The sequence below is a fragment of the Neglectibacter sp. CSJ-5 genome (assembly GCF_032490475.1).
Lineage (GTDB): Bacteria > Bacillota > Clostridia > Oscillospirales > Acutalibacteraceae > Hominenteromicrobium > Hominenteromicrobium mulieris.
In genome coordinates, this window is sequence record NZ_JAVYJC010000002.1 from 317,028 (window position 1) to 334,654 (window position 17,627).

14 protein-coding genes and 1 tRNA gene are annotated in these 17,627 nt (G+C 53.8%); 4 read left to right on the forward strand and 11 right to left on the reverse strand.

Annotated elements, in window-relative coordinates; all coding sequences use genetic code 11:
• Positions 1-38: 38 nt before the first annotated feature.
• Positions 39-869 carry an AraC family transcriptional regulator gene (locus R2K26_RS05620; RefSeq protein ID WP_316519151.1) on the reverse strand — a complete coding sequence of 277 codons (831 nt, stop codon included), beginning with the start codon at positions 867-869 and terminating at the stop codon, positions 39-41.
• 156 nt (positions 870-1,025) lie between these two features.
• Here R2K26_RS05620 and R2K26_RS05625 point away from each other — a divergent pair, with 156 nt between their 5' ends.
• Positions 1,026-2,348, forward strand: a complete 1,323-nt coding sequence (locus R2K26_RS05625; protein ID WP_316519152.1) for an alpha-glucosidase/alpha-galactosidase — start codon at positions 1,026-1,028, stop codon at positions 2,346-2,348.
• Between the two features lie 85 nt (positions 2,349-2,433).
• Here the strand turns inward: R2K26_RS05625 and R2K26_RS05630 are convergent, their stop codons facing one another.
• From R2K26_RS05630 to R2K26_RS05650, 5 genes are all read right to left on the reverse strand, one after another.
• Positions 2,434-4,053, reverse strand: a complete 1,620-nt coding sequence (locus tag R2K26_RS05630; protein WP_316519153.1) for a PASTA domain-containing protein — start codon at positions 4,051-4,053, stop codon at positions 2,434-2,436.
• Positions 4,054-4,331: 278 nt separating this feature from the next.
• Positions 4,332-5,195 (reverse strand): class II fructose-1,6-bisphosphate aldolase, encoded by an 864-nt coding sequence (gene fba, locus R2K26_RS05635; RefSeq protein WP_176820503.1) that lies wholly within the window; start codon positions 5,193-5,195, stop codon positions 4,332-4,334.
• Positions 5,196-5,371: 176 nt separating this feature from the next.
• Positions 5,372-6,412: an ABC transporter permease gene (locus R2K26_RS05640; RefSeq protein WP_316519154.1), complete on the reverse strand. Its 1,041-nt coding sequence runs from the start codon at positions 6,410-6,412 to the stop codon at positions 5,372-5,374.
• The gene (locus R2K26_RS05645) at positions 6,412-7,896 is read right to left on the reverse strand and encodes a sugar ABC transporter ATP-binding protein (protein WP_316519155.1); all 1,485 of its coding nucleotides are present in this window, start codon (positions 7,894-7,896) and stop codon (positions 6,412-6,414) included. The genes R2K26_RS05640 and R2K26_RS05645 overlap by 1 nt, the downstream gene beginning before the upstream one ends.
• Before the next feature lie 122 nt (positions 7,897-8,018).
• Positions 8,019-9,059, reverse strand: a complete 1,041-nt coding sequence (locus R2K26_RS05650) for an ABC transporter substrate-binding protein (protein WP_316519156.1) — start codon at positions 9,057-9,059, stop codon at positions 8,019-8,021.
• Between the two features lie 250 nt (positions 9,060-9,309).
• Between R2K26_RS05650 and R2K26_RS05655 the strand changes: the two genes are divergently transcribed.
• Both R2K26_RS05655 and R2K26_RS05660 read left to right on the forward strand, forming a co-directional pair.
• A complete protein-coding gene (locus R2K26_RS05655) occupies positions 9,310-9,579 on the forward strand; it encodes a hypothetical protein (RefSeq protein WP_316519157.1) in 270 nt (89 codons plus the stop codon).
• Positions 9,580-9,595: 16 nt separating this feature from the next.
• The gene (locus R2K26_RS05660; protein ID WP_316519158.1) at positions 9,596-10,423 is read left to right on the forward strand and encodes an RNA methyltransferase; all 828 of its coding nucleotides are present in this window, start codon (positions 9,596-9,598) and stop codon (positions 10,421-10,423) included.
• A gap of 38 nt (positions 10,424-10,461) precedes the next feature.
• On the opposite strand, the gene R2K26_RS05665 is transcribed toward R2K26_RS05660, so the two are convergent.
• Together R2K26_RS05665 and R2K26_RS05670 are read right to left on the reverse strand one after the other, a co-directional pair.
• Positions 10,462-10,986, reverse strand: a complete 525-nt coding sequence (locus tag R2K26_RS05665) for a nitroreductase family protein (protein ID WP_316519159.1) — start codon at positions 10,984-10,986, stop codon at positions 10,462-10,464.
• Between the two features lie 148 nt (positions 10,987-11,134).
• On the reverse strand, positions 11,135-12,088 hold the full coding sequence (locus tag R2K26_RS05670; protein WP_316519160.1) for an AraC family transcriptional regulator: 954 nt from the start codon (positions 12,086-12,088) through the stop codon (positions 11,135-11,137).
• Positions 12,089-12,373: 285 nt separating this feature from the next.
• Between R2K26_RS05670 and R2K26_RS05675 the strand changes: the two genes are divergently transcribed.
• The gene (locus tag R2K26_RS05675; protein ID WP_396897224.1) at positions 12,374-13,150 is read left to right on the forward strand and encodes a ZIP family metal transporter; all 777 of its coding nucleotides are present in this window, start codon (positions 12,374-12,376) and stop codon (positions 13,148-13,150) included.
• Positions 13,151-13,393: 243 nt separating this feature from the next.
• Here the strand turns inward: R2K26_RS05675 and R2K26_RS05680 are convergent.
• The 3 genes from R2K26_RS05680 to R2K26_RS05690 form a co-directional block, all read right to left on the reverse strand.
• Positions 13,394-13,469 (reverse strand) — tRNA-Ala (locus tag R2K26_RS05680).
• A 97-nt stretch (positions 13,470-13,566) separates the two neighbouring features.
• A complete protein-coding gene (locus R2K26_RS05685; protein WP_316519161.1) occupies positions 13,567-15,828 on the reverse strand; it encodes a family 78 glycoside hydrolase catalytic domain in 2,262 nt (753 codons plus the stop codon).
• Between the two features lie 33 nt (positions 15,829-15,861).
• Positions 15,862-17,625 carry an NFACT RNA binding domain-containing protein gene (locus tag R2K26_RS05690; protein ID WP_316519162.1) on the reverse strand — a complete coding sequence of 588 codons (1,764 nt, stop codon included), beginning with the start codon at positions 17,623-17,625 and terminating at the stop codon, positions 15,862-15,864.
• Between the last annotated feature and the right edge of the window lie 2 nt (positions 17,626-17,627).

The following is a 17,627-nucleotide window of genomic DNA, read 5'->3' on the forward strand; positions in this document are numbered from 1 at the left end:
CGCTCTGTATGGCTTTTGTGCCGTACAGAGCGTTGTTGTTATGTATTGCTGCTTGATTTTTGCTTGTGGCTGTCCGCGACGAACTCTTTCGGCGTCATGCCGGTGCAGCGCTTAAAGCGTCCGCAGAACGAGGCGGAATCCGAAAAGCCGCAGGAAAGCGCCGTTTCACTGACAGTATATGTACCCGCCAGCAGCATTTTTTTCGCCGCATTGATGCGCACCTGCATCAAATATTGCTTCGGCGACATGCTTTCGGAAGCGGAGAAAATGCGGTAAAGATACGTGCGGTCTATGCCGATATGCCGCGCGAGGTCGCTGATCTGAATGGGATAGCCGTAGTTGCTTTTGATGTAGCCGATGGCCTTATTCACATACTCATGCTCGCGGGTGTACGCGCCGCCGTGTGCGGATTCCTCCAAAACGGACATCGCGCCGTAAAAGCCGCTCATCACTTTAAATAAGCTGCCTTTGTTGAATTCGTCGATCATCTCGTGCATGTAGCGGATGAACTCGTCGCCGTTTTCAAGCTTTGTAGTGTATTGGCTGACAAGACCCGTGCGGCGCAGGATCTCCAGTACATCAAAGCCGTCGAATGCGACCCACATGTACTCCCACGGGTCTTCGCGATCGGCAATGTAATATGTGCGCTCACCCGGGCGAATGAGGAAGCACTCGTTTGCGTGCAGCGTGTAGGTTTCATCTCCGACGGTATACGTACCCTTGCCGGAGATGACGTAGTGCAGCAAATACTGATTGCGTACGGCCGGACCCCAGAAATGTCCGCCCTCACATTTTTCGTAACCGCAGTAATACACGGTAACAGAGCCGCCGTTATTCAAATTTTCCGCTCTATGCTTTATGGTGTTCATACCTGTCCCTACCTTTGTAATTCCCTATTCAGTATAGCACACTTAAACGCAAAATACAACAAAATCACAACGAAAAGAAACAAAAAATATAGAATCTGCACACTATGCACCGTATAATGAATACAAGAATCGTTTTTATGGAAGGAGTTACAAATTATGCCAAAAATTACATTCATGGGCGCGGGCAGCACCGTTTTCGCACGCAATGTGCTCGGCGACTGCATGTGCACGCCCTCTCTGTGTGAGAGTGAGATTGCTCTCTATGATATCGATGCCGAGCGTTTGGAAGAGTCTTACATCATTCTCAGCGCTATCAACAAGAATACGAACGGCGGCAAGGCGACACTGAAGACCTATTGCGGCGTTGAGAACCGCAAAGAAGCGCTGCGCGGCGCGGACTTCGTCGTAGACGCCATTCAGGTCGGCTTCTACGACCCGTGCACAATCATCGATTTCGAGGTGCCGAAGAAGTACGGTCTGCGCCAGACGATTGCTGATACGATGGGCATTGGCGGCATCATGCGTGCATTGCGCACCATTCCTGTTTTGGAGGATTTTGCCCGCGACATGGAAGAAGTTTGCCCGAACGCATGGTTTCTCAATTACACAAACCCGATGGCAATGCTTTCCGGCTACATGCAGCGCTATACGAACGTAAAGACCGTCGGCCTCTGCCACAGCGTGCAGGTCTGCTCTAAGGAGCTTCTAAAGGCCCTTGGCATGGAAGATAAGGTTGAAGGCCGCCGCGAGCTCATCGCCGGCATCAACCACATGGGCTGGCTTTTGAAGATTGAAGACAAGGACGGCAACGACCTCTACCCCGAGATCAAGCGCCGCGCCGCAGAAAAGAATGCGACCGAAAAGCACAAAGATATGGTGCGCTATGAGTACATTCGCCGCCTCGGCTACTACTGCACCGAATCCAGCGAGCACAACGCGGAATACAATCCGCTCTTCATCAAATTCCGTTATCCGGAGCTCATTGAACAGTTCAACATTCCGCTGGACGAATACCCGCGCCGCTGCATCAACCAGATCAAGGGCTGGAAGGAAGAAAAAGAAAGCATTTTGAAGGACGGCAAAGTGGAGCACACCCGTTCCAGCGAATATGCCTCCTACATTATGGAAGCTATGGTCACCGGCAACCCGTATAAGATTGGTGGCAACGTACTGAACACCGGCCTTATCGATAACCTGCCCGCCGATGCGTGCGTTGAGGTACCGTGCCTTGTGGACAAGATGGGTGTAAACCCGTGCCACGTTGGCCGCCTGCCGGTACAGCTTGCCGCAATGAACATGACAAACATCAACGCACAGCTGATGACAATCGAAGCGGCACGCACCAGAAAGCGCGAGGATATCTACCGCGCCGCTATGCTGGATCCGCACACCGCAGCCGAGCTTTCCATCGACGACATCGTGAAGATGTGCGACGACCTCATTGAGGCACACGGCGATTACATGGCGATGTACAAATAACTCAACGTTTTCCTCCATTGATACTTCTATAAAAATACACCCGCAGGAACGAACCGCCTGCGGGTGTATTGCTTTCTATCCGATTTTACTCCCCGTCTTCCCCGCTGCTTTCCGCGCTGACGAGAATGCCCACAACGGCACCGTGCGCAAGCGTATCGCCGGGGCTGTCGGACTGATAACCAATGACGCGGCCAATCTCCGTATAATCGTTGACTTCGGCGACCTGCACCGGCTCGAAGCCGAGGGCTTTTAGAGCTGTTACGGCTTCGTCGGCGGTCATGCCTTCGATATCCGGCAGCGTGCGCAGCTGCGGGCCTTTGCATACAGCAATCTTTACCGTGCTGCCGGCCTCGATGATCTCGCCCGCGAGCGGATACTGCCCGGTGATTTGCCCCTCCGGCAATGTATCGCTGAATGTTTCCTTGTAAATTTCAAGCTCAAATTTATATTTTTTGTCCTTTTCTGTTAAGGAGAGCAGCTTGTCGTAGTCCATGCCAACAAGGTTCGGCACCTCAAGAGTTTGCTTTTCTTCGACAACGCCCGGATCTTTGATGAACGCAACGATGCTTTGCGGCGAGAATGGGCTGTCTTTGAACCACACGCTCGTCACGGCAAAGATGACGACGAGTGTAAACACGAATGACGCGGCAAGCCACAGGAAAGTAGGCACGCGACGCTTGCTCGGCGTGCGGCCGGAACCGCTCGGCAGCGAGCGCACCGTTTCGGTTTCGACGAATTTTTCCACAACGGTTGGCTCAGCGGCAAGCTCTGCGGAAAAGCGCGAGAAGCTTGACGTGCGGCGAGAGGGATCAACCTGCAGGCCGTTTGCAATAGCCGGAATGACCTGCTCCGGCAGTTGCTTTAGGATATTTTTGGAGATCATCAGGCGCGGGTCCTGCTTGCGCTTCGGCGCTTCCATGGGTGCGACGCCCGTGAGCGCGAACAGCAACGATGCGCACAGGCCGTAAACGTCCGTGACCTCATCGCAAATTTTCGTTTTGGAGTACTGCTCCAGCGCCCAGCAGCCGGGGAAAATATCCTCAATGAGATCGGTGCCGGCACGGCGCACAGACTGTATGTCAAAGCCCGTAACGATCATTTTATCGTCTTTTGTGATGCGCAGCGTGTTCGGCGAGAGGCCGAGGTGCTCGACGTTCTGCGCATGAACGGCGCCGAGCGCGTGAATGACCGGGTAAAAGAACTGTTCGCACTGCGCCCAGCTTAGAACGCCGTGCTCCTCCACGTACTGTCGCAGGGAAACGGACTCTGTGAACGAGAACACGATGTACTGCGTGTTGTTCTGCGAAAACGTATCGATGGCGCGCTGAATGTGTTTTGTATCGGAAACACGCAGGAGCTTCTGCGCATAGCGCTCGAACTCGCTTAAATAGTCGCTGAACTTGAGTTCTGCCCCGCTGACCGGCAGTACGGACGCGCCGGTCTCGCCGCGCACAGCGATGGTATGCGGATAAAACTCGCGCACTTCTACTTTCTGCGCCGTTTTGGCTTCTAACGCAGCGTATGTAATGCCTGCGCCGTTGACGTGCACGGCCTGTCCCACAAGGTATTTTTCGCCGAGCAATGTGCCGTACGGCAGCGCGTTTTTCACCTGATCGCCGTTGTGCCAGCCGCAGTGCGGACAGGTATTGCTGCCGTCCTCCATTGCTTCAAAGCATCTCATGCAATATAATTTGTTCTCTCCCATGCGCTCAGCTTCCTCTCGATCTCCGCTTCGGAATGCGGTGCATTTTATACAACATCCCCGAAAAATTCTTTTTACTGAACACAGTATACCACATTTTGCCTGTGCTTTCAAGGTGTGTACGCACCCGAAAGCGCGAAGAAACTGTCGGAAAGCTGCAAGGGCCGCAATTTTAATGAAGTTGTAAGAAAAATTTTGCTTTTCTTTTCCAGCATATATTCGGACAAAAAAAGAACGCTCCGGTCATAGGAGCGTTCTCTGTAATTCGATTTAAGCTGAAATTAAGCCTTGTCGATAGAACCGAAGAGCTCCATCTTTTCCTTAACGGTAGCCTTAATCGCCTCAAAGCCCGGAGCGAGGAGCTTTCTCGGGTCGAAGCCCTTGCCCTCGAGATCCTTGCCTGCTTCGATGTACTTTCTCGTAGCATCTGCGAAGGAGAGCTGGCACTCGGTGTTGACGTTGATTTTGGAAACGCCAAGGGAGATTGCTTCCTTGATCATGTCAGCCGGGATGCCCGTGCCGCCATGGAGAACGAGCGGCATGGTGCCGGTGAGCTTCTGAATCTCAGCGAGAACGTCGAAGTTCAGGCCCTTCCAGTTTGCCGGGTACTTGCCATGGATGTTGCCGATGCCTGCTGCGAGCATGTCAACGCCGAGGTCAGCAATCATTTTGCATTCCTTCGGGTCTGCAACTTCGCCGCCGCCGATAACGCCGTCTTCCTCGCCGCCGATTGCGCCGACCTCAGCCTCAACGGAGATGCCCTTTGCATGAGCGATACCGATGAGCTCGGTGGTCTTTGCGATGTTCTCTTCGATCGGATAGTGGGAACCGTCGAACATGATGGAAGAGAAGCCTGCTTCGATGCAAGCCTTAGCGCCTTCATAGGAGCCGTGGTCGAGGTGCAGAGCAACCGGGACCGTGATCTTCAGGGTCTCCAGCATGCCGTTTACCATGCCAACTACGGTGTTGTAGCCGCACATGTACTTGCCTGCGCCCTCGGAAACACCGAGGATGACCGGGGAGTTGTTCTCCTGAGCCGTGAGCAGGATAGCCTTTGTCCATTCGAGGTTATTGATGTTGAACTGACCGACAGCGTATTTGCCTGCCTTAGCCTTGTCCAGCATTTCCTTTGCAGATACTAACATAAATTCAGCCTCCATGATCCATGAAAGGATTTTTATTTCTTTGTATATTATAGAATATACGGCGCAAAAAATCAACCCTATTTGAAAATATCGGGCTGTTTCGCGTTATTTTACAAAAAAAAGTAAGACCTTTTCGCGATTTCTTACGACAAGGTCTTACAAAATACCGTTTATGTTCAGTTATCGGAAGACTTGCGCTGGAGTAGGACGGCGGCGATGATGATCGCGCCCTTGAAGGCTTCGCGCAGGAACGGCGGAACGCCGAGGAGATTGAGGAGGTTGTTCATAACGGCGATGATGAGCATACCAAACACAGTGCCTGCAACGGAGCCCTTGCCGCCGGACATGCTGGTGCCGCCGACGATGACCGCCGCGATGGAATCGAGCTCATAACCGCTGCCGGCGTTTGCCGGGTCCATAGCGCCGATGCGGGAGACCTGTAATACGGCCGCGATAGCGACAACCGCGCCCATCAGCGCATATACGCCGAGCTTTACACGATTGACGTTGATGCCGGAAAGACGGGACGTCTTCTCGTTGGAGCCGACCGCGAACACGTGGCGGCCGAACACGGTCTTCTTAGAGACGATGTACAGCACGAGCGCGATGAGGAGCCAATAGAGGATCGGCATAAACATCTGGCCGCCGACCTTCACACGGGCGATCTGCTGAAAACCCGTCGGAACCTTCGGCGAACTGGACTGCATGAACTGCTGTGTCACGCTGCGAAGAATCTTCATAGCACCGAGCGTTGCGATGAACGGCGGAATCTTGCCCGCAGTGACCATGAGGCCGTTGAGGCCGCCGAAAATGATGCCGGCCGCGACGGAAATCAGAATGGCAACTATGTACGCAGGTGCGCCGGTAAGGCCGATCGTGCCGAGCCAGCCACCGTTTGCGGCGTCGATGAGCGTCATGGTAATGGCGCCGACCGCGACAAGCGTGGAGCCGACGGCAAGATCAATGCCGCCGGAAATGATGACGAACGTCATGCCGAGCGCGATGATACCGACGCTGGAGTTGTTGCGGAGAATGTTCATCCAGTTGTTAATCCATGCGCCGAACCATTCGCCGAAGCTTGCATAGTCAAAGCCGAGCGCGAGCGTCTGCAGAATAACCATGACGATCAGTGCAATGCCTGTGGAAAACAGCGCATTATTCTTCCAATTATCGCGGAACCATGCGCCAAAGCCCTTTTTGTTTGTTTTTTCGTTCATTATACCTGTCCCCCTGTTGCAAGGCGCATGATGGCCTGCTCATTCATTTCATCGCCGACAAGCTCGCCCTGCACGCTGCCGTGGAACATCACGACGGTGCGGTCGCACACGCGGATAATCTCCTGGGCCTCGCTGGAAAGCACGATGACGGCGACGCCCGCCTCTGCGAGCTTCAGGATAATATCGTAGATTTCCTCCTTAGCACCTACGTCCACGCCCTGTGTGGGGTTATCGAACACAAGCACCTTTGGGTTTGCATCCAGCCACTTTGCCAGCACCACCTTCTGCTGGTTGCCGCCGGAAAGGCTGCCGATGAGATCTTTTGCGGAGCCGAGCTTGATGTGCAGCTCTTTTTCGAGATCATCAAAATCCTTTTCAATCTTCTTCGAGTGCAAAAAGCCCATCTTGCTGTCTCTGGGCCATGTGACGACCGTGCCGTTTTCAAGAATACTCATATCCTTGATGATGCCGTTTTCCTTGCGGTTGCGCGGCACATAGCCGACGCCGGCCTTGAGCGCCTGCCCCGTAGTTCGGATATGCACGGGCTTGCCCTCTACTTCTACCGTGCCGGAAGCCCCGTGTATCGCACCGAAAATCGCCTGAAACAGCTCGCTTCTGCCGTCACCCAAAAGGCCCGTGAAACCAAGCACCTCGCCGGCGTGCACTTCAAAGCTGACGTTTCTGAAATGCGGCTCCAACGTCATACCTTTGCCGCTTAAAATAACATTACCAATCTTTTTCTCACGGCGGAGCGACTGTGTGCGCACATCGTGGCCGACCATATCGCGTGCCAGCATATCGACAGAGGTCTCCGAGACAAGGCCGGAGGAAACCATATTGCCGTCTCGCAGCACTGTGTAGCGTGTGCAGATCTCCATGACCTCGCGTAGCTTGTGAGAAATAAACACAATGCCCACGCCGCTCTTTCTCAGCGTACTCATCATATCGAACACACGGCGAATTTCCGGCTCCGTAAGCGAAGTGGTCGGCTCGTCCATGATGATGATGGAAGCCTCCATCAAAAGTGCGCGGGCAATCTCGACAATTTGCTTATAAGAAGCATCGAGGTCGCGCACCATGATACGCGGGTCGAGATCGAGGTCCATTTTTTTGAAAACTTCGTTCGTTTTCGCAATCATCGCGGCGGAATCCAGAAAACGGTTCTTCTTCCGCAGCTCGTGGCCGATAAACATGTTCTCGTAAATGGCAAGATCATTTACAAGGTTTAATTCCTGATGGATAAAAGCAATGCCATGCTTCAGGGAATCCGCCGGCGTTTGAAACGCAACGCGCTTGCCGTCCAGCATGATCTGGCCCTGATCCGCATGATGGACGCCGCCGAGAATATTCATCAGGGTAGATTTTCCGGCGCCGTTTTCACCGAGCAGCGCGCAGATCTCGCCGCCGTTTAAGGTAAACGAAACGTCCCGCAGAACATCGTTTGCACCGAAGGATTTGTAGATCCCCTTCATTTCAAGTGTCATACATACACTTTCCTTTCTGTATGGCGTACAAATAGGAGATCTGCCGCCCATAGAAGACGGCTATCCCCTTTTAACAAAAAAGGCTGCTGCTTGCGCAACAGCCCCTTTGCAGAACTTTTAAATTAGTAAACGGTGTTCTCCGGGTCGAGGTACTCGTCAACGTTGTCTCTGTCAACAACTGTCGTCGAGATAATCTTGACCGGCTCTACGTCCTTGCCTGCGAGAACGTCAAGCGCCATATCAACAGCGTCCTTGACCATCAGCGGGCTGTAAAGAGAAGACTCAATCCAAATGTTCTCGTTTTCCTTCATCATGTTGAAGTACTCCTGGCAGCCGCCGCCACCGGTGATGACCTTAATGTCGTCACGGTTTGCTTCGGAAATAGCCTGCAGAACACCGATGGAAGTCTCGTCGTCCATGGAGTAAACAGCGTCGATGTGATCGTTGCTGGTGAGGATGTCGGCGAAGTCAGCCTGACCGGCTTCACGGGTGAACTGCGTAGCATACTCAACAATCTCCATATCCGGCGCAATCTCCTTGATGGTATCCATGAAGCCCTTCTTACGGAGCTCTGCAACGGAACCGGAGGTCGGAACGTCGAGAACGACGACTTTGCCGGTGGTGCCGATTTTATCGACAATGTACTTAGCGCCTTCAACGCCCATGGATTCGTTATCGCCGGATACACGGTAAACGCCGTCCGCTGCGATCTCGATATCGAAGTTTACAACAACGATGCCCTCATCGATTGCTTCCTGAATCGGCACTTCCATGCCTTCCCACTGCGGGAAAGCAACGATAGCTTCTGCGCCCCAGGACTTGAGGTCGTCGATCTGAGAAGTCATTTCCTCAGCGTTGTTGCTGGTGTAGAGCTTGTAGTCGACAGTGTCGCTCAGCTCTTTGCAGCGCTGCTCAGCGTAATATGCAACGCCTGCGACCCAACCGTGGGTAACAGCCGGTGCAAGGATGCCGATCTTGGTCTTTTCCGTGGAAGTGCTTTCCTCGGAAGACGCGGAAGACTCGGATTCTGCAGAGGATTCAGAGCTGACAGCACTGGATTCCTCAGAGGCAGAGCTTGTGGAAGAGGTTCCGTTGCCTGCGCATGCTGCGAAGGTGACGCAGAGAAGCGCGAGCGCCAGAACAATGCTCAATACCTTTTTCATGTGTGTTTCCTCCTGTATCTGCGATCTGCCGCAGATGATCTGAAATATTTTGAGACGTTGTGAATAAACTGTAAACGCCTCATACACTGGGTATTTTACTCTTTGCTGTATACTTTGTCAATGATATTTCATGAAAATTTTACGTTTTTGAGCGGTTTTCTTTATAAGCGGCATTCTTCCTGCCCTATCTACTTGATTTTCTGCTTTGCGGTATGATAAAATATTTGGGAATATAGGGCGGGATTGCGCTTTGCAGCTTTTCAACGCCTCGCTCTACTCATCGTTCGGGAACTCCCTAATTGGGTTTCCCGAGCAAAACAGTCCATCGGACTGTTTTGCTTCCCTTCCTGATTTTTGGATAGACAAAAAGATTTCGTCGTCTGCGGACGGCGATCTAGGGCGCTGCCCTAAAAAAAAGCGCAACCGAACGCGTGCGTTCGGTTTAAGCTTCTTGAAAAAGCTTGCGCAAAACTTTGTGCGCTCGCTTTACTTTAGCTTAGATAGCTTCAATATTAAATAATTGAAAGTGTGTTTTTATGGCAAATATCATTTCCATCACGTCCTTTTCCGCGCCGGAGCTGGACGTTTTTGCGCGGCTTACGGAAAACCAGCTTGTCAACCGCGCCGACCCCGCAAACGCAATGTTCATTGCGGAAAGCCCGCTCGTTATCGGCCGCGCCTTAGACGGCGGCTGCGTGCCGCTCTCTTTTTTAATGGAAACGAAGCATGTGGAGGGCAAGGCTGCGGAAATTCTGTCTCGCTGTCCCGAAGATATTCCTGTTTACGCAGCAGAGTTGGATGTTTTGACACAGCTGACCGGCTTTAAGCTAACCCGCGGCATGCTGTGTGCGATGCGCCGCCCGGCTTTGAAAAGTGTTGCGGAAGTTTGCACAAATGCGCGCCGCATTGCCGTGCTCGAAAATGTGATGAACCCCACGAACATCGGCGCAATCTTCCGCAGTGCGGCGGCGCTCGGCATGGACGCGGTCTTATTGACCGCCGCAGGCAGCGACCCGCTGTATCGCCGCGCGAGCCGCGTGAGCATGGGCACGGTATTTCAGGTGCCGTGGACGTATCTGCCCGAAGACGTTTCGTGGCAGGATACGCTGCACGGTCTCGGCTTTAAGACGGCCGCCATGGCGCTGCGCGACGACACGCTTCCCCTCTCTGACCCGCGTCTGGAGAAAGAGCCGAAGCTCGCCGTTGTGCTTGGCACCGAGGGTGACGGCCTTGCAAACACGACGATCGAGCATTGCGACTATACGGTGAAGATTCCCATGTCGCACGGTGTGGACTCGCTGAACGTTGCCGCCGCAAGCGCCGTGGCGTTTTATCAACTCGGCACACTGCACAACAAAGTATGAGAAAAGGACGCTGCCCGCCGGGGCAACGTCCTTCGTTTTTACCACTTTTCAAAATGCACGCGGTTTTCTTCGTAGCGGCTTTCACGCGGTTCTTTATTCTCTTTCGCGGGATAGCCGAGTGCGAGAACGGAATGCGGCACAATGGTCTCCGGCAGGTTAAACAGTGCGGCTTGCTTTTCTACGCGATCCATCTGCGGCCATGTGCCGAGCCACACAGAGCCGAGACCGAGTGCATCGGCGCAAAGCGTCATATTCTGCGCGGCAATGGCGCCGTCGATGACCCAATAGTCCTTCGCAGGTGGGAATGCACGCTCGAGATCGCCGCAGATCAGAATGGCGGCCGCAGCCTTTTTCAGCGGCTGTGCCGGTCTACCGTTCGCCTCTGCCATTTCAAGCAGCTTTTCGCGGTCGGTGACGACGATGAACGACCAATCGCGCGCATTCACGCAGCAAGGACCGCTCATGCCGGCCTCTAAAATCCGGTGCAGCTTCTCTTCTTCAATGGGCTGTGCGGTGAAATCCCGCACGCTTCTGCGATTAAAAAGGTTTTGCAAAGCATCCATACGGGCACGCTCCTTTATGTTTTTCGAAGTCGTTTTGATTTTACCGTTATTCTACTACACAAGGGAAAAGGTTGCAAGTGAAACTTTTCTGAGATTCTAAAAGCACCGAAGCAACGTTATATTGGAACTTCACTGCTTTATTTTGGATTTATCGCAACGCGCTGCGGTATTCAGCGGGCGTCATGTGCTTTACTTTTTTGAACGCCGCCGCAAACTTACTGGCGCTGTCGTATCCGACCTGTGCGGCAATCTCGGCAATGTTCCGGCGTTTTTCACGCAACAAAATTTCCGCCGCGTAATTCATGCGATAATCGGTGAGCCACGCGCCGATGGATGTGCCGTACGTCGCCTTAAAGCAGGTCTTCATCGGCGTCAGCGCAAAATCGAATCGTGCAGAAAGCTCTTCCTGCGTGAAGTTTTCGGAGATATGCTCGGCGAGAAAATCGCGCACGGCCTTGGTTTTTTCAAGCTGTGTCTTATAAAAGTACGGATGCGCCGCGTTTTCCTTCGGCGGCGTCATGCTGTCGAGCGCGAGCAGCAGCTCCAGTATTTTAATCTGAAAATAGGAAATACGTGCTTTTTCCGGCACGCGGTACATTTCCTCAAAAATGCGTGCGACCGGCTCCGTGCACGCAATAACCTTAGGCGTTCCGTTCAGCGCAAAGCGGCGCAGAATCGCCGCCGGGGTAACGGAAAAGCCCGCCATGACGTTCGGCAGGGAACGCGAGGCCTGCTCCGGGTCGAGCGTGACCACGAGTCCATGGTAATGACCGGAGGGCAAATCGAGTTTCTGCGAGCATGACGCGCCGTTTTCAAGCTTCATCTCACCGGCGCTCACATAGGAAAAAGCGCCTTCTCCCAACGCGTAGGCCATGCGCCCTTCGCGGCAATGCTCAATTGTGAGCCGCATACGGTCGTCGGTCTTTCCGCATACGCAGTGCGTCATGTGCATATCTCGAAACCGAAGCTCCACACCCGGAAAAATGGTATAGCATGTCACAGTGCCCTCGCCCGTCTCGTTGCGCAGCTGCCACACGGCACAGCCGTCACTTTCCGCAAGCAGCATCGTGTTTTGCTCTTCTTGTTGTATCGCGTCACGCATGATACGCGCCCCCTAACATTATGTTCTGACTGCGGGAAAAGAGGCCGTTGCCCGCGTGCGGCATTGTATTAAAAGTTAGCAACTTCTAACTCAAATTCAAAAATAAAAGTGAAATTTTCGCTCTATTTGGTCTTTTCGCCCTATTTCCTTGCTAGTGATCTTTTATGTATCGCCAAAACAGAATTTCTCGGTTCACGGTTGACTTCTGCTTTAATTTCGTGTATGCTATATTCGGAAGTTAGTTAAAACTAACCTATTCGATTTCACGGTATACGGAGGATACATATGGAAACATTTTACGGCATACTGATTCCGTTTCTTGGCACCTCGCTCGGCGCAGCGTGCGTGTTCTTCATGAAAAAATCGCTCAGCGATCGCGTACAGCGCAGCCTGACCGGCTTTGCGGCAGGTGTGATGGTGGCGGCTTCGGTATGGAGCTTATTAATCCCCGCCATAGAGCAATCCGCAGCGCTCGGCAAGCTCTCGTTTCTGCCGGCAGCGGTCGGGTTTTGGGCAGGCGTTTTGTTCCTGCTTTTGCTTGACCACACCATCCCCCACCTGCACCGCAGCAGCGAACAGGCGGAAGGCCCGAAAAGCCGACTGCACCGCACCACAATGATGATGCTTGCCGTCACGCTGCACAATATTCCGGAGGGTATGGCCGTAGGCGTGGTGTACGCCGGGTACCTTTCCGGCAGCGCACAGATCACCGCCGCAGGCGCACTTGCACTTTCGCTCGGCATTGCCATTCAAAATTTTCCCGAAGGCGCCATCATCTCCATGCCGTTGCACGCTGAAGGCATGAAAAAGTCGCGTGCGTTTTTGGACGGCGTGCTTTCCGGTGCGGTGGAACCCATCGGTGCCGTGCTGACCGTTTTGGCCGCCCAGCTCATTGTGCCGGCGCTGCCGTACCTTTTGAGCTTCGCCGCCGGAGCAATGCTGTACGTCGTCGTAGAGGAGCTTATCCCCGAAATGTCACAGGGCACGCACTCCAACATCGGCACGGTGTTTTTTGCCGTGGGCTTTACCGCCATGATGATCTTAGACGTTGCGCTTGGGTGAACGGTGAGAATGCCATTTTAAATGCTTTGCTCTTTTCAGCCTTAACGACTCCGTTTCATCGCGCAAAAAGTTAGTTTGTTCTAACCCACAAATCTATTATAACGCGCCATTCAAAAAAAATCAAGGGCATACCGCAAAAGCATTTCATCTTTAACGCGGTATGCCCTGTTTTGATCTCCTCGATTTTTTCAAAAGTTCCGCATATAGCAAAAAGTCCTGACTTTCCGAAGAAAATCAGGACTTTGGTGGAGACGGACGGGATCGAACCGTTGACCTCTTGAATGCCATTCAAGCGCTCTCCCAGCTGAGCTACGCCCCCGTTTGGTACTTGAAGATTATAACACAGGCGGTTACAAATTTCAAGCCCTTTTTTGTTTTTTATTGATCTTTTTTCGCAAAGCGAAAAATATCGCCGTTTATTCGATGCTGTGAATGCGGTATGTTCCGCTTTCGGCAGCTTTGTAAGCGAGGCCATCTTCAAAGACATAGCCGCTTTCAAGACGAATAACGCCGTGCATGGTGCTTGGCAGCTCAACCGTCAACTCAATGACGTCGTCCTCATCCCTCTCCCATGCGGAAGCGATGCGGCCTGCGGGTGCAATGTGGAACGCTTCGGCATGTGTGAGGCGCGAGATGAACGACGGGCGGAAATCCACCTCATTCGGTTCACCGTGCGGCGCCATGCGGATACCGGAGAGCGCCTGCGTAAACCAGCTGCTGATGTCGCCCCAGAAGTGGTGATTCAGTGAGCCGATGCGATCACTGCCCTCGGGCTGAAACACCTCCCACAGCGTCGTGGCGCCGCGTGCGATCCAGTTGCCGTAGGACGGATAATCCGGGCGGGTGATCATGGAGAACGCGAGGTCACTGTACCCGAAATCCGTCAAAACATGGAACAGCACACGTCCGCCGAGCACGCCGACATCGAGGTGATACTCCTGCTCCTCAATGAGGTTGATGAGCTGCTCAAACGCCGCCTTGCGCTCTGCGGGCTCGAAGATGTTGTAGTAGATGGCCATGGCCTGCGAAGTCTGGCAGTTGCCGGCAGCGAGCATAGTGTTCTCGTCGATGAGATACTGGCGCACGGCAGCTTTCCAGCGCTTAGAAAGCGCGCGGGCAAACGCCGCCTGCTCCGGCATATGGAGCTTATCGAACAGAAACGCGGCTTTATCCGCCATGTCCTTTGAGAGCACCGTATCGGTGAATGCGAGCGGCGATTTATATTCGTGCGCTTCGCGTCCCGGCGGGCACCAGTCGCCAAGGCCGATGGCAAGCAAGTCGTGCTCGTCCATACGCGTTGTGAGGTAGTGCAGGTATTTGATGATCGCCGGGGCGCATAGTTTTGCGGAATCCAAATCGCCGCGGTACTGATACAGTCTGTACGGCAGCTCAATGAGCACGCTGTCCCATGCGGGGCCGTTGCCCCAAGCAAAGCCCCAGCCGCTTGTGGGCACGATGCCGGGCAGCGCGCCGTTATGATCCTGTGCTTTCACAATGGCACGCAGCCATTCGCGGTAGCTCTTTTCTGCGCCGAGGTTCAGCAAAATATGTTCGGAAGAAAGTGCCGCGTCGGCCGTCCAGCCGTTTTTCTCGCGCTGCGGGCAGTCCGTCGGGAAATAATAGAAATTCGTCACGTCCGATTGGCGCGTCATTTGCTGCAATTTGTTTGCGGTCTCATCCGAGCAGGAGAAACCGCCGCGCTCTTCGAGCAGCGAGTGCATCTCAAGCGCTGTGAGCAGGTCTTCCGTCGCCTGCGCTTCGGTGATGCCGCTGACGAGCACATAACGGAAACCGTGATACGTAAACGCCGGTGTATATACCTCTTCCCCGTCGCCGCGGCAGGTATACACGTCTTTGTGGACATATTCGAGGTCGCGCGCCCAGTGCTCACGCTTAAACCAGATATTTTCCACGTCCGGCAGGCCGTCCTTCAAGTGCTCGCCGTGCCGAAGTTCTATGCGCTGGTCAAGCTCGCCGCGCACGCACAAGCGGCACACACCGGCGGTGTTGATGCCGAAATCGTACAGATAGCCCTTTTCCGTTTTCGTAACGGAGATGGGCTTTAATTCATTTACGATGTCAATCGGCTCCGCGGTACACAGGCGCTTTTCGCCGCGCGGCTGCGGGGCGCGTTCGGCAAATTTCCATGCACTGTCGTCAAAGCCGATCGTATTCCAGCCAGGTATTTCCAAGCGGCCGTCGTAAATTTCACCGAAGCGATAGTCATCAAACAGCAGCGGAGACGATTCCGTACGCCACGTTTCGTCACTTTCAATGCAGTGTGCCTCCCCGCTTTTGTCCGTGTACGTCAGGCACAGCGCCATTTGCGGTGCGGCACGGAATGCGGCGGTGTCGAAATCCCAGATATGCCCGCCGGGGTTATTCGTGAAGCCGTTGCCAAGCCACACGCCAAGCACATTTTCGCCCGCGCGGAGCGTGACCTCATACGTATCGTAATACACAAGGTCATCGGGATTGCTGATGTACGGCGCAAGACGTCCCTTTGTGATGCGTTCGCCATTTAAATACAGCTCATAAAAGCCGAGCGCCGTGATGATAACGTTTGCTTTGGCTTCGTAATCGGCTTGAAATGCGCGGCGCAGATACGGCGCAGGCACGTGGTGTTCAAACGTGTTATAAGCTTCGGACGCGCGGATAAAAGACTTCGGAAATTCCATTTTAACTCCTCCAAAAAGGGCTGAATTCCTCTTTTATGACTGCTGTTTCGCTTTTGATTCGGTTGTGGGATCTACGTAGACGGTCTTATACTGCACATAGATGACCATGCCGGGCTTTGCGCCCTGCGGCTTTGAAACATAGCGGATCTGCGTGTAATCGACCGGCACCTGCGCGGAATCCTTCGCGCGGCTGTGCTGTGCGGCAAGCACGGCGGCTTCCTCCATGGCGGTCTCCGTCGGTGCTTTGCCGTCTGTGACGAGCACCGTGTGCGAGCCGGGGATGTTCTTCGTGTGAAACCAAATATCGTTGTTGTTTGCGTCCTTCATCGTCAGCTTGTCATTCTGGCGGTTATTGCGCCCGACAAGCACCGTGAAGCCGTCGCTCGTCTTGAACTTGAGCGGTGCGGAAAGCGCAGGCTGCTTCTGGTTCTTTTTGCCCGCTTTGCGGCGCACGTAGCCCTGTTCGGCAAGCTCGGCGCGAATCTCATTTAAATCACGTTCGTTTTCGGCGAGGGCAAGCGATTCGAACACGCTGTCGATATACGTCAGCTCCGTCTGCGCAAGGCCGATCTGCTCGGTCAACTTTTCCTCCGCCGTTTTTGCCTTGCGGTAGTTTTTATAGTATTTCTGCGCGTTCTGCTGCGGTGTGAGCGCCGGGTCGAGCGCAATCTCAAGCTCTGCCAAATTCTCATCATAGAAATTTTGCAGTTTTACGGATGTTTCACCCTTTTGAATCGCATACATATTCGCACTGAGCAGGTCGCCCTTGATGCGCAGTGTGTCGCGCTCGGCGCATGCGGAAAGCTCTGCCTGCTGGTTCGCGATCTTGCGGCTCAAACGGTCGGCGTGATTCGCAAGCAGACGCAGAAGATCCTGACTTTTCACGCGCATACGCTCAATCTGGTCGCGCTCGGCGTAGAACGCGTCGAGCATTTCGGAAAAGCTCTTTTTTTCACTGACCGTCATCGCGCTGCCGTACTGACGAATGTCCATAAACGCGAAGTCTTTCGGTTTATTCTGCGGGTCGATGACAATATGCGGCGTGCCGGAAACGTTTTTCGCCGTCTCCATCAGCGTCGTCACGTACATCTCCGTACGGCGGCGCTGCGGGGGCGTCATGCTTTTCACATACACTTCATGCCCCAGCCCCGCGCTGTTTTCGATCTCGCGCGCAATGATCGGCGAAATGCCCTGCAAAACGGACATCAACGCTTTGGAAAGCTCCATATCACGCGGTAAAGCGTCGATACGCGCCATGATCTCCTCCACCGTGCAGGTAAGCATGGAAAGCTTATCCTGCGGGGGCGGCAGGCGGTATAAAAGCCCAGGCAACACAAGACGCTCCGAAGACATCTCGGCATCCACGCGTTTTAGTGCATCGATGATTTTGCCGTTTTCGTCAACCAAAATGATATTGCTGTACCGGCCCATGATCTCCACGGCAAGCGTCAGCTCCACGTGGTCGCCGAGCTCGTTCACGCTGTCGAATTTCAGCATGAGCGCACGCTCCAAGTCGGGCTGCGTGATCTCCAAAAGCTTTGCGCCCTGCAATTTCTTGCGCAAAAGCATGCACAGCATCGGCGGCTGCTGCGGGTTTTCCACCGGAATTGTCGTCAGATTGACGCGCGCACTGTTTGCACGGGCGGAAATGAGCAGCTTATATGCGGCGCTGAAGCCGCGAAATGCGAGAATCAGCTCATCGCGGTTCGGCTGAAACACACGGTCTACGCGCGTGCCGAGCAAGGATGTGCCGATTTCCTCTTTTAAATGTCGTAAAAATACACCATCCAGTGCCATTT

What these genes read in the sequence shown, in the direction of transcription:
- R2K26_RS05645 (WP_316519155.1), bottom strand. Translation starts at nt 7,896, where the DNA reads ATGACACTTGAAATGAAGGGGATCTACAAATCCTTCGGTGCAAACGAT.
- R2K26_RS05690 (WP_316519162.1), bottom strand. Translation starts at nt 17,625, where the DNA reads ATGGCACTGGATGGTGTATTTTTACGACATTTAAAAGAGGAAATCGGC.
- R2K26_RS05620 (WP_316519151.1), bottom strand. Translation starts at nt 869, where the DNA reads ATGAACACCATAAAGCATAGAGCGGAAAATTTGAATAACGGCGGCTCT.
- R2K26_RS05675 (WP_396897224.1), top strand. Translation starts at nt 12,374, where the DNA reads ATGGAAACATTTTACGGCATACTGATTCCGTTTCTTGGCACCTCGCTC.
- R2K26_RS05630 (WP_316519153.1), bottom strand. Translation starts at nt 4,053, where the DNA reads ATGGGAGAGAACAAATTATATTGCATGAGATGCTTTGAAGCAATGGAG.
- fba (WP_176820503.1), bottom strand. Translation starts at nt 5,195, where the DNA reads ATGTTAGTATCTGCAAAGGAAATGCTGGACAAGGCTAAGGCAGGCAAA.
- R2K26_RS05625 (WP_316519152.1), top strand. Translation starts at nt 1,026, where the DNA reads ATGCCAAAAATTACATTCATGGGCGCGGGCAGCACCGTTTTCGCACGC.
- R2K26_RS05685 (WP_316519161.1), bottom strand. Translation starts at nt 15,828, where the DNA reads ATGGAATTTCCGAAGTCTTTTATCCGCGCGTCCGAAGCTTATAACACG.
- R2K26_RS05665 (WP_316519159.1), bottom strand. Translation starts at nt 10,986, where the DNA reads ATGGATGCTTTGCAAAACCTTTTTAATCGCAGAAGCGTGCGGGATTTC.
- R2K26_RS05650 (WP_316519156.1), bottom strand. Translation starts at nt 9,059, where the DNA reads ATGAAAAAGGTATTGAGCATTGTTCTGGCGCTCGCGCTTCTCTGCGTC.
- R2K26_RS05640 (WP_316519154.1), bottom strand. Translation starts at nt 6,412, where the DNA reads ATGAACGAAAAAACAAACAAAAAGGGCTTTGGCGCATGGTTCCGCGAT.
- R2K26_RS05670 (WP_316519160.1), bottom strand. Translation starts at nt 12,088, where the DNA reads ATGCGTGACGCGATACAACAAGAAGAGCAAAACACGATGCTGCTTGCG.
- R2K26_RS05660 (WP_316519158.1), top strand. Translation starts at nt 9,596, where the DNA reads ATGGCAAATATCATTTCCATCACGTCCTTTTCCGCGCCGGAGCTGGAC.